The sequence below is a fragment of the Balneicella halophila genome (assembly GCF_003096835.1).
GTDB lineage: Bacteria > Bacteroidota > Bacteroidia > Bacteroidales > Balneicellaceae > Balneicella > Balneicella halophila.
Map to the genome: position 1 here is coordinate 76,555 of NZ_QENZ01000004.1, position 12,021 is coordinate 88,575.

Here is a 12,021-nt window from a genome sequence, read left to right on the forward strand (position 1 = left end):
TGTGATAAAAAATTTAGGTTGGATATTCCTTGAAAAGGTCGGGGTTGTATTGTTTTCTTTTATCAGTTCAGTATTGGTTGCAAGAAATTTTTCGGTTGCAGAATTTGGAGCCTATTCTTTTGCGTTGTCTCTATTAGCTGTTTTTAATGTGTTTAGTCACATGGGACTCCCCGCTGTATCTGTAAGAGAGTTGTCTGTGTCAAAAAACAAAAACTACTCTCTTAGTTTGATTTTTAGTTTGAAGATTATAGGCTGTGTTTTAGGTTTTGTCTTTTTTAATTTGTATGCCTATATGTTTATAAAAGAGGGAGTTGTTAGGTTGATGTGTTTTATTTTATCTCTATCTATTTTGTTTAAAGTATCAGAGGTTATTCAGTATTATTTTGAATCATTGAATGAAAATAGAATTAATGCACAGGTTAAATTAACATCTTCATTAATAGGATCTTCATCTCGTATACTTCTTGCATTATCTAGCCTTCGTTTTTATTTTGTCAGTTTTTCATACGTGTTGCTTAACTTATCAATGTTTATATTGTTTTTTTCTCGCTTTATTCCAAAAGTTGAAATAAAGAAGATTCTTAAATTACCTACTTTTAGGGATTTAGTTAACCTTTTTAAAGATTGTTTTTTAGTTTTTGCAGGAACTATTTTTGCTGTTTTATATTTGAAGATAGACCAAGTAATGTTAGAGAGTATGATTAATAAAGAAGCGGTTGGTATTTATGCTATATCTAGTAATTTAACAGAATATTGGTATTTCTTTCCAGATGCTTTGTTGGTTGTTTTAATGCCAAAATTAGTAAAAACTTTTGCTGTAAATAAAAAGAATTACTATTCTTACATGAGAGGAATAACTACATTTCTGTTTTGGAGTGCATTTATTGTTGCTATTTGTGTTAATATTTTTTCAAGAGATTTGATAGAGTTTATTTATGGTAAGAAATATATATTTTCATCAGAGATTCTCAATATTCATATATGGGCTGCTTTATTTATATTTATGAGAGTTCCTTTTAGTAAACATATTGTGATTTTGAAAATGACAAAATTTTCTCTAATAACACAAGGAGTAGGATGTATAGTTAATGTTTTGTTAAATTATTTTTTAATTGGTAGTATGGGAGTAAAAGGTGCTGCTGTAGCTACCTTTTTTTCTTACTTTATAGCAGGTTTTATGTTGTTAGTTATATTTAAAGAAACAAGATCTTTCTTTTATGTAATGTTGAGTTCATATAATTTTAGGAATTTATATTATTTTAAAAAAATATTGTAATGTTTATATACAAATATATTAGTAGAGATACAAAAGAGTTTGTGAAAAGAAAACTTAATAGCTTGAGTATATTTAAGTATAGAATAGTTTCTTTTTCTCCTATATTAGCAAAGGTGTACTACTTTTTTAATAGTAAAATAAGTTCAGAATTATATAATGTAACTAATGGAATTTACTTAAATAAAGTATCAAATTTTAATCAAGGGCGTTTTAGACGAAATATTCATCGTATAGAAAAAGGTTTGATAATGCGACCACGAAGGGAGACTTTTGCGTTAGGCTATATGAATACTGTTTTAGATGATTATAAGTATATTGTTAAAAAGTTTAATAATGAAGAGGTAAAGTGGTCAACTTCTGTTTTAGATGAATTTTTTAGAGTGTGTTCCGGAAAAGAAATAGATAAATTAAAATCTAAGTATCTTACCGTAAGGTTAAAAGATGCCACAGAAGATATGTGGGTAAATTGTAAGAATCCTTATCTTTACAAAGATAAAGATATTTCTGTTAGTCCACAAGAACTGTTAGAATTATGTCAAGTGCGCTCTTCGGTTCGGTGGTATATAAATAAAGTAGTAGAGAAACAGGATATAGAAGATGCGATAGAAGTTGCTAAGACAGCACCAAGTGCTTGTAATAGACAGCCTTTTCGCTTTATAAGTACTAATAATAGAGACTTAATTTTACGAGTAGGAGGGTTAGCGCCAGGTACTAGTGGTTTTTTGGAAAATATCCCGAATTTAATTTGTGTTGTAGGTGATTTAAAAAATTATGAGTTTGAAAAAGATAGACATATAATTTACATTGATTCTTCTTTAGCTGTAATGCAGATGTTATTATTTTTTCAAACTAAAGGTATATCTTCTTGTATCTTAAATTGGCCTGAGGAATATAAAAGAGATAAGGCGATTTCTAAGCTTTTAAATTTGGAAAAAAGTGAAAGAGTTGTACTTTTAGTTGCTTTTGGTTATGCTGATAAGACTGGAAGTATTCCATTTTCTGCTAAAAAAGGAAATAACGAAATGTTAGAAATAATATGATAGTAGAAATAAAAAATGCAGGCTTTGAGAATAAAGGAGCAGAATTAATGCTTAGGACTATTATGCAAGTAATGGGAGATGAGCATACTTATGTTATGGAGTTTAATTTAAACTCTGCTCCTTATGAAAAAAGGGCTAGGCTTGGAATTTATCAGAAATCAGGAATAGTGAAGTTCGGTGTCCAATTTGATTGGTTTTTAGGATTATTGCCCCAAAAACTATTGAATATGTTGGGAATTATTCTAAATAAGGATATAGATGTTGTTTTTGATGCTTCTGGATTTGCTTATGGAACTCCATGGAATGATGACAATATAAAGAAGATATTAACTGTTTCGAATAATACTAAGAGATATGATCAGAAACTAATATTTTTACCTCAAGCTTTTGGTAAGTTTGAAGGACGTCAGAGTCGCGAAAAAATGAAAAAGGTTTTTGAAAATGCTACTTTGATTTTTGCGAGAGATGAAATATCTTTAAAAAATATAGAGAATATAGCTCCTAAGGATAAGCTTTATTTGGCAAAAGATTTTACTAATCTGCTAAAGGTAGAAAAGAATATAGAGGAAGTCAAGAATGCCGTAGTGGTTATACCTAATTGTAGAATGTTGGATAAGTCGGATGGAGATTTATACTTAAAATTGCTAGATAGGGTTATAGAGATTTTATCCGAAAAAGAGGAAAAAATTATACTCTTAAATCATGAAGGGAAAGGAGACTTGGCTTTATGTGAACAGTTATCAAAAAAATGGGGCAACTTAAAGATTATAAGAGGAGGAGATACTTTGTTTATAAAAAGCGCGATAGGAAGTAGTAAGGGGGTTATTTCAAGTCGTTTTCATGGTATTGTTAGTGGCTTATCACAAGGAGTGGTAACCATAGGAACTAGTTGGTCTCATAAGTATAAAGCCTTGTATCATGATTATAATTTTAATGATGGTTTGATTGATGACTTGGATATCAATGATGATGTTTTAATTGAAAAGTTGAGTTTTATACTTGATAATGAAAAAAGAAAAAAGATAGTTGGTAAACTTACTATGAAATCTAATGAATTGAATGACGAGAGTATGTCAATTTGGGAATTAATAAAAAGTATGTTATAAATGGATCAGCCTAAAGTAACAGTCTATATTCCAACCTATAATCGTAAAGGATTACTTGAAAGAGCAATTAATTCTGTCATTGGTCAAGACTATTCTAATATTGAGATTATTGTTGTTGATGATAATTCTACAGATGGAACAGAGAGTTTTTTAGAAGAGAAATCAAAGGAAGTGGCTAACTTAAAATTTTTTGTAAAAAAACAAAATTCAGGCGCTTGTGCATCTAGAAATATAGCAATAGAAAATGCTACCGGTGATTTTATTACAGGATTAGATGATGATGATTATTTTTTACCCAATAGGATAAGTGATTTTGTTCATTTTTGGACTGAAAAAGAAAAAGAAACAGTCTTTTTATATAGTTCATATACTCTAAAAATAGGGGAATCTCATTTTACGAAAAGAGGTTTACGAAAAAAAAAGATGGATTTTGATAGCCTTCTAAAGGTAAATGATGTTGGTAGTCAGGTGTTTATTGAAACTGAGGTGCTGAGAGAGAGAGGTTTTGATGAAAGATTACCAATGTGGCAAGATTTTAAATGTTGGTTAGATATTTTGTCCGGGGGAGGTATAGCACAAGGAATCAATAACTATAGTTATGTTGTAGATATATCCCATGCACACGAAAGAATATCTATGAAAAGGAAAGATAAATTGCTCATTGCTGAAGATATAATTAAAAGTAGTTTCCAGCTAGACAAGTATCAACGTTTATATTTGGAAAATCATAAATGTAATTATGGAGTAGGATATAAAATGAATTTTAAAGAAGTTTTGTCCGTTTTGTTTAGGTTAGATTTTGATTTTTTCTTTAAATTTCGTTTTATAAAACAATATATAAAGACATTGAATAATTAGTTGTTGTTTTTATTACTCAACATTGCTAGAGTTTATGGAGTGGCTAAATGGCTGGTATATAGGTTTATATTTCACTTTAATATTCTTTATCTTTCTGTCTATAGGTTTGAAGAATAGGAAGATTTTGGGAATATTTATTTGTATATTAATTCTATTTTCAGGTTTTAGGTATGGTGCGGGTATTGATTTTTTCATTTATGAGCATTTAGTCTTAGAAGGGATGGATTATGAGTTACAACGTATTGAACCGTTAAGTAGGCTTTTAATGGTTGTGTCTAAGTATTTTGATGTTTCTTTTTTGTTTTTTTTATCTACGTCTTTTCTTTACATGTATTCAATTGTAATTGGGTTGAAGAGATTTGATTCATATAGTGCATTTACTATATATATGTTTACATTGTTTACTTTGTCTTTTCTTAGCTCTTTTGGTTTTGTCAGACAATTCGTTGCTACAGGTATTTTATTTGTTGCCTTTTCTTATTTGTTTAGAGGGAAATCTAAAAGATTTATTCTTGTTTCTTTATTAGCAACTCTGTTTCATTATTCATCAATTGTATACGTTCTATTTTATTTTATACGTTACTTTATACAGAGAAATTTTAAATTTTGGGTGTATGTTTTATTAATAATTGCGGGGTTGCTTTCTACGGAATTAATTTCTTTTTTAATTATCAAAATAGGATTTTATGCACATTATTTTCTATTCTACAGCGATGGAGAGGTTGCAGGTGTAAAAATATATTATAGTTTACTATTAGTTTCTCTTTCTATTCTTTTTGTTGAAACATTTTTTGTGAATAAGAAAAAAATAAATACACTATTATCTTATTCTAAGAATATGGTTTTTATTTCTCTTTTTATGTATAGTGCATTGTTGCCTTTTGGTGAAAAGTTTGTGAGAATAAGTTATTATCTCATTCCATTTTATTATGTTTGGGCTTATCAAATTTATAAGGGAATTTCATCTAAAGAAGTAAAGATAATATATTTGTTGTTTATAGTATTGATTTGTTCTTTCTATTATTTCTCGACATTGTATTTTGCTCAGTTTTCATCAAGGGGTGATTTTCTGAATAATTTTAGATTAAATTTTTAGATATGTATATTGAATTCCTAATATCAACAATGAATAGAAAAGATTTCTCTTTTATTCATGAGATGTTTAAGAATGTACAAGCAGAAGATTTTGCAGTACTTGTTATTAATCAATGTACTAATATAGCATTAGAAGAAGTTAAAGATTGCGATTTTAGAAATACAAGAGTTATATCTGTATTAGATAAAGGTTTGTCTAAAAGTAGAAACTTGGCGTTGAAAAATGCGATGGGTGAAATTTGTGTCTTAACTGATGACGATGTTGTGTATGAAACGAATGTTATTAAGAGTATAACAAAAGGTTTTGAAAAAGAAATTGATGTTTTAACATTTCAAGCCTCTTATGTAAACGGGAAACCTTTTAAGAAGTATAGTGAGGTTGGTTTTTATCATAACTTTCGTTCAATAATGAAAATATCTTCCATTGAATGTGCATTTAGGTTAGATTTTTTAAGGAAGACAGGAGTAAAATTTGATGAGTTATTTGGACTTGGCACTAATTTTCAAGCTTGTGAAGAAAATATATTTTTTTTAGACTTATTAAATCAGAAGGCTAGGATGCTTTATGAGCCATTAAAGCTAGTCGTTCACCCATATGAAGAGACAGGGGGAGTGCTAAATGAAAAAGGTGTATATACAAGAGGTGCTGTTTTTTATAGAATGTTTGGACTCTCAGGACTTATTATAGCTTGGCTTTTTGTTCTTAAAAAAAAGGAAGTAATAAAAAAAGAAAAAATATCATTATTTTATTCTTTCAGGTTAATATGGAAAGGATTTTGGGATTATAGCAAAATAGAGAAAAAATAAATAGTTTCTGTTAGTAAATAGAGTTTTGTAGGTTGTTTTTTTATTGAATGTAAAATGAAAGAAAATAGTAAAGTGTCAATTATAACACCATCGTATAATTCTGAGATGTATATATCAGAAACTATTGAGGCTATTATCAATCAAACATATCGAAATTGGGAACTTCTGATTACAGATGATTGCTCTAGTGATAACACCAAAGAAATTGTACGGAATTATCAAGAGAACGATAGCAGAATAAAGTTTTTCCAGTTAAAAAAAAATTTAGGTGCAGGAATTGCTCGAAATAATTCTATTGAGAAAGCAAGGGGAAGATATATTGCTTTTTGTGATAGTGATGATGTTTGGAAACCTGATAAGTTAACCAAACAAATAGAATTTATGGAGAGAAATGCTTTAGCTTTTACCTATGGTGCTTATCAGAAAATGAATAAAGAAGGTAAAAAAGGAGCAATATTTTACCCTCCTGAATGTATTTCTTTTAAAGATTTGTTAAAAACATGTTCTATTGGTTGTCTCACTGCAGTTTATGATATTGATAAATTAGGAAAGATGTTTATGCCTTCAATAAGGAAAAGACAAGATTATGCACTATGGCTTGAAATACATAAAAAAATAAAATGCTCTAAAGGAATTGTTGATGAGCCACTAGCATTTTATCGAGTTCGATCAAACTCAATTTCTAGTAACAAATTAAAAGCCGCACAATACTATTTTAGAGTATTAAAAGAATATGGAGATGTTAATTTTGTACAAAGTTTTTATTATTTCTTTTATTATATAATTAAAGGAACTCTAAAATATTTTAAATAAAAAAGATATGTGCAAATAATAAAAGAACAAGAGTATAAAATGGAAATAATTTTAATTTTTTTAGAAAATAGATAATGAAAATCCTCATCACAGGCATACAAGGTTTTGTAGGCTCTAACTTTACTCGAGATTGGAGGGAACAACATACATTATATGGCTTAGATATAAATCAAAAGTCTAAAGACGGAGTGTCTCAAATCTTTTCATGGGATGATTTGAAAGACATTCCGAAGGTAGATTCGATTGTGCATCTCGCAGGTAAAGCACACGATACTAAGAATAAGAGTTTAGCACAAGATTATTTTGATATAAATACAGAATTAACAAAGAAAATCTTTGATTATTTCTTGCAGTCAGACAGTAAAAAATTCATTTTTTTTAGTTCAGTAAAGGCTGTGGCTGATAGCGTTAATGGAGAGGTGCTGACAGAAGAAGTTATTCCTAATCCTGTAGGACCTTATGGAGAATCAAAGGTTAAGGCAGAAGAATACATTTTAGAAAAGCTTTCTATTGATGAAAAATCAGGAAAGCAAGTTTATATTATGCGCCCTTGTATGATTTACGGTGAAGGGAATAAAGGAAATTTAAACTTGCTGTATAAAGTAGTAAATAAAGGTGTTCCCTGGCCATTGGGAGCTTATGAAAATAAACGCTCTTTTTGTAGTATTGAGAATATCTCGTATGTTGTGGGTGAGTTTGTCAAAAGAGAAGGTCTTAAAAGTGGTATCTATAATGTATGTGATGATGAGACTCTTTCCACGAATGAACTTATTGAGCTTATAGCACAATCATTAGATAAATCTGCTCATATTTTGAGATTGCCTAAGTTTTCTATCAATGCATTGGCAACAATAGGAAGTATATTACATTTGCCGTTAACAAAAGATAGATTACACAAATTAACAGAAAACTATATAGTCTCCAATAAAAAGGTGAAGCGGGAGTTGGGTATTGTAGAAATGCCTATAAGAGCACAAGAGGGATTTGCCAAAACATTTGAAAGTTTTAATAAGTAGAGATTATGATACGTACTTTTGATTTTATATTTTCATTCTTTGGGTTATTGTTTTTATCTCTACTTTTATTGATTCTATTTATCTTAGGTTTATTTGATACAGGCTCACCAATTTTTGTACAGGAACGTATGGGAAAGTATAAAAAGGCATTTAAATTAATAAAATTTAGAACGATGAGTATTGATACTCAATCTGTAGCATCTCATCTAGCCAGCAAGTCATCGATTACAAAATTTGGAGCATTTTTACGAAGAACGAAATTAGATGAATTACCCCAATTGGTTAATGTGCTGAAGGGTGATATGAGTTTAGTGGGACCCAGACCAAATCTCTACAATCAATTAGAATTAATTGAAGAAAGGGATAAAAGAGGGGTATATACTGTTTTGCCTGGTATAACAGGCTTATCCCAAATTAATGAAATTGATATGTCAACACCTAAAAAGTTGGCTATCACGGATGCAAAAATGATAGAGCGATATAGTGTTAAAGATTATTTTAAATACATTTTTGCTACTGTTACTGGAAGGGGACAAGGTGATCGTGTTAAATATTAATTAGATTATTCCTACATTTACAAGAAAATTGTTAAAAAGGCACAAAGTTTGTTAACGTTAAGGTAATATTGTTTTCTCACTGATTTTTAATAGCCAATGGACTTGCATTTATTTAAAGGTGTAATAAGCCGAAACGTTCCACGCTGGATAGTGTTGTTAATAGATACGCATATATCTGTTAATGCATTTGTTTTTGCTTATTTCATTAGGAATAACCTCTCATTAGACTTCGATTTTACGAAGATGATGAAGCAGGTTCCTATCATAGCTATTATTTCTATTATCGCATTTCTAATAGTAAAGCTCCATAAAGGGATCGTTAGGCACGTTGGTACAAAAGATGTTGAGAATGTTCTCAAATCATCTTTATTAATTACATTTATTCTTCTTATAATTACTTATATCAGCAGATATATTGTTCACATCGATGTCCTTAATCTCAGTTTATCTATTTTGTTAATTCATTTTTTATTAAATGTTGTTTTTCTTTCTTTTGCTAGATACATCTTTAAATACATTTATCATAAAATGACAGGAACCTTAGGAACATCACACAATGTGATGATTTACGGAGCTGGTGATGCGGGGATTTTAACCTCATCAGTTTTTAAAGATGGAAAGGAGGGAGACAGTAAAGTGATAGGTTTTATTGATGATGATAACAGAAAGGTAGGCAATAAAATCAACGGAGTTCCAATATATCCCACAAGTTCTTTGACTAAAGACTTTGTACGGTGCAAGAATTTGAAAGAGATAATCATATCTGTACAGAAAATTTCTTCTGAAAGAATGCTAGAAATAACAGATAAATGTTCTGAGTTAGGTATAAAGGTGAAAATTGTACCGCCAATTGAACATTGGATGAATGGTGTGTTAGAGGCAAAGCAAATTAAACAAATAAATATAGAAGATTTATTAGGACGTGAAGCCATTCAAATCGAAAATCCTACATTAGAAAAAGAATTCAGGAATAAAACCATTTTAATTACTGGAGCTGCAGGCTCTATTGGAAGTGAAATAGCGAAGCAAATCTCTCGTTACGAATACAAAAAAATCGTTTTATTAGATATGGGAGAGTCAGCTTTGTTTAATCTGCAACAATATTTTGCAGGTAAAGGGCTTAGAGATATTGAATGTATAGTGAGCGATACGAGAAATGCGAAGAGAATGGATTTGTTATACTCAAGATTTCCCCCTGATATTGTTTTCCATGCATCAGCTTATAAGCATGTCCCTTTCATGGAAGAAAACCCATATGAAGCCGTAAAAACGAATGTTTGTGGAACTCAAATAATGGCTGATTTAGCCATAAAATATGGGGTAGGAAAATTTGTGATGGTTTCTACTGATAAGGCTGTAAACCCAACTAATGTAATGGGCGCAACTAAGCGACTTGCAGAATTATATGTCAGTGCACTTAAGGATGAAAGCAAAACAAAATTTATAACGACCCGGTTTGGAAATGTTTTGGGTTCTAATGGTTCTGTAATTCCTACGTTCAAGGCACAAATAAAAGAAGGAGGGCCTCTTACTGTTACTCATAAAGATATTACTCGTTTTTTTATGACCATACCAGAAGCTTGTCGTTTGGTGTTAGAAGCAGGCGCTATGGGGCATGGAGGCGAAATTTTTGTTTTTGATATGGGGAAGTCTGTCAAGATATTTGATCTTGCAGTGAAAATGATTAAATTATCTGGCTTAAGGTATCCAGAAGATATTGACATAAAAATTATTGGGTTACGCCCTGGAGAGAAAATTTATGAAGAGGTGTTATCTAATGAGGAAAATACATTGCCAACATACCATGATAGAATTAAGATTGCAAAAATTCGTGAAGTGGATCACCAACAAACACAAAGAGATATAAGAAAGCTATGTAATATCAACAATGGTATGGACAGAATGGAAATTGTGGGTGAGATGAAAAAGATTTTGCCTGAATTTATCTCAAATAATTCCGAATTCAGTATCTTAGACAAAAAAGAAGTATAGCTTAATGAAAGGAATTGTTCTTGCTGGTGGATCCGGCACACGTTTGTATCCCTTAACCGCAGGAGTCTCAAAACAATTATTGCCTATTTATGATAAACCGATGATTTATTATCCGATTTCGGTACTCATGATGGCAGGTATTAGAGAAATATTAATTATTTCGACTTCACAAGATTTACCTCTTTTTCAAAGAATGTTAGGAACAGGAACTCAGTTAGGACTTGAATTTAGCTATGCAGAACAACCTAAACCAGAGGGGATAGCACAAGCATTTATTATTGGAGAAGATTTTATAGGAAGTGATGATGTGTGTTTAGTTTTGGGTGATAATATTTTCTATGGTTATGGACTTACAGAATTATTGCTTTCGGCAGAGGAAACAGTGAAGGAAGAAAGCAAAGGAGTAATATTTGGCTATAATGTAAGTAATCCCTCGCGCTACGGTGTCGCTGGTTTTGATGAGCACGGCAACGTAACCTCAATAGAAGAAAAGCCAAAGAATCCAAAATCGAACTTTGCTGTTGTAGGTTTGTATTTTTATCCTAATAATGTGGTAGAGATTGCAAAAAAGATAAAACCCTCCTCACGTGGCGAGTTGGAAATCACGACCGTAAATCAAGAATTTTTGCATAATGAGCAATTAAAGGTAGAGTTAATGGGAAGAGGATTTGCATGGTTAGATACAGGGACACATGAGTCTTTATTGGAAGCAGGACAGTTTGTTGAGACCATTGAAAAGCGTACAGGTTTAAAGATAGGTTGCATTGAGGAAATAGCTTATAAAAAAGATTATATTGATGTTAAGAAACTTAAGGAATTAGCAAAACCTATCTCACATAGCGATTATGGTCGTTATCTTTTATCGATAATTTAATATTATTTCTTCTAAATTGACTATTTTTACTCTATGAAAATAGTAAACACAAGTATTGAAGGCGTTAAAATATTTATCCCCACTGTTTTTACAGATAATAGAGGATATTTTGCAGAGACTTTCCGTGAAGAAATTATTCACAAAGAAACAAATACTACTTTTATTCAAGAAAATGAATCTTTCTCCAAAAAAGGAGTACTCAGGGGTTTGCATTATCAGCAGGAACCTTATGCTCAAGCGAAACTGGTACGTTGTGTTTTAGGAGAGGTCTATGATGTAGCTGTTGATTTACGAAAAAGTTCTCTGACTTTTGGAAAATATATTGCCGAGAAGTTATCAGGAGAGAATAAAAAACAATTATTTATCCCAAGAGGATTTGCTCATGGATTCGTTGTGTTAAGTGATTGGGCAATTGTGGTATATAAAGTTGATAATTATTACCATAAAGAATCTGAAGTAACGATTTGCTACAATGATGATAATCTAAATATCGATTGGGGTTTGTCCGATGAGGATTTCATATTATCAGAAAAGGATAAGAATGGTATTTCTATTGATAAAGTTCCCTTGTTTTAATCAAATGCAGT

The 12,021-nt window shown here is 30.5% G+C and carries 12 protein-coding genes; all 12 read left to right on the forward strand.

All coding sequences use genetic code 11. The annotated features are described in order from the left end of the window. Position 1: 1 nt before the first annotated feature. The 12 genes from C7377_RS05275 (at position 2) to rfbC (ending at position 12,010) form a co-directional block, all read left to right on the forward strand. Positions 2-1,276, forward strand: coding sequence for a flippase (locus C7377_RS05275; protein WP_116496303.1), 1,275 nt, complete (start codon positions 2-4; stop codon positions 1,274-1,276). Next, complete coding sequence (locus tag C7377_RS05280; protein WP_116496304.1) at positions 1,276-2,316, forward strand: nitroreductase family protein; 1,041 nt, start codon at positions 1,276-1,278, stop codon at positions 2,314-2,316. Before C7377_RS05275 ends, C7377_RS05280 begins: the two co-directional genes overlap by 1 nt. After that, positions 2,313-3,422, forward strand: a complete 1,110-nt coding sequence (locus tag C7377_RS05285; protein ID WP_116496305.1) for a polysaccharide pyruvyl transferase family protein — start codon at positions 2,313-2,315, stop codon at positions 3,420-3,422. The genes C7377_RS05280 and C7377_RS05285 overlap by 4 nt, the downstream gene beginning before the upstream one ends. Then, on the forward strand, positions 3,423-4,280 hold the full coding sequence (locus tag C7377_RS05290) for a glycosyltransferase family 2 protein (RefSeq protein WP_116496306.1): 858 nt from the start codon (positions 3,423-3,425) through the stop codon (positions 4,278-4,280). Between the two features lie 34 nt (positions 4,281-4,314). Further along, positions 4,315-5,376, forward strand: a complete 1,062-nt coding sequence (locus C7377_RS05295) for an EpsG family protein (protein ID WP_116496307.1) — start codon at positions 4,315-4,317, stop codon at positions 5,374-5,376. A gap of 29 nt (positions 5,377-5,405) precedes the next feature. Beyond that, the gene (locus C7377_RS05300) at positions 5,406-6,182 is read left to right on the forward strand and encodes a glycosyltransferase family 2 protein (RefSeq protein ID WP_165806857.1); all 777 of its coding nucleotides are present in this window, start codon (positions 5,406-5,408) and stop codon (positions 6,180-6,182) included. A 54-nt stretch (positions 6,183-6,236) separates the two neighbouring features. Next, complete coding sequence (locus tag C7377_RS05305) at positions 6,237-6,995, forward strand: glycosyltransferase family 2 protein (protein WP_116496309.1); 759 nt, start codon at positions 6,237-6,239, stop codon at positions 6,993-6,995. Positions 6,996-7,069: 74 nt separating this feature from the next. Beyond that, positions 7,070-8,011 carry an NAD-dependent epimerase/dehydratase family protein gene (locus C7377_RS05310; protein WP_116496310.1) on the forward strand — a complete coding sequence of 314 codons (942 nt, stop codon included), beginning with the start codon at positions 7,070-7,072 and terminating at the stop codon, positions 8,009-8,011. 5 nt (positions 8,012-8,016) lie between these two features. Continuing rightward, a complete protein-coding gene (locus C7377_RS05315) occupies positions 8,017-8,568 on the forward strand; it encodes a sugar transferase (protein WP_116496311.1) in 552 nt (183 codons plus the stop codon). Between the two features lie 243 nt (positions 8,569-8,811). Further along, on the forward strand, positions 8,812-10,560 hold the full coding sequence (locus C7377_RS05320) for a polysaccharide biosynthesis protein (protein WP_207778431.1): 1,749 nt from the start codon (positions 8,812-8,814) through the stop codon (positions 10,558-10,560). Between the two features lie 4 nt (positions 10,561-10,564). Beyond that, the gene (gene rfbA / locus C7377_RS05325) at positions 10,565-11,434 is read left to right on the forward strand and encodes a glucose-1-phosphate thymidylyltransferase RfbA (RefSeq protein WP_116496313.1); all 870 of its coding nucleotides are present in this window, start codon (positions 10,565-10,567) and stop codon (positions 11,432-11,434) included. Positions 11,435-11,467: 33 nt separating this feature from the next. Further along, complete coding sequence (gene rfbC / locus C7377_RS05330; protein WP_116496314.1) at positions 11,468-12,010, forward strand: dTDP-4-dehydrorhamnose 3,5-epimerase; 543 nt, start codon at positions 11,468-11,470, stop codon at positions 12,008-12,010. Positions 12,011-12,021 lie beyond the last annotated feature (11 nt).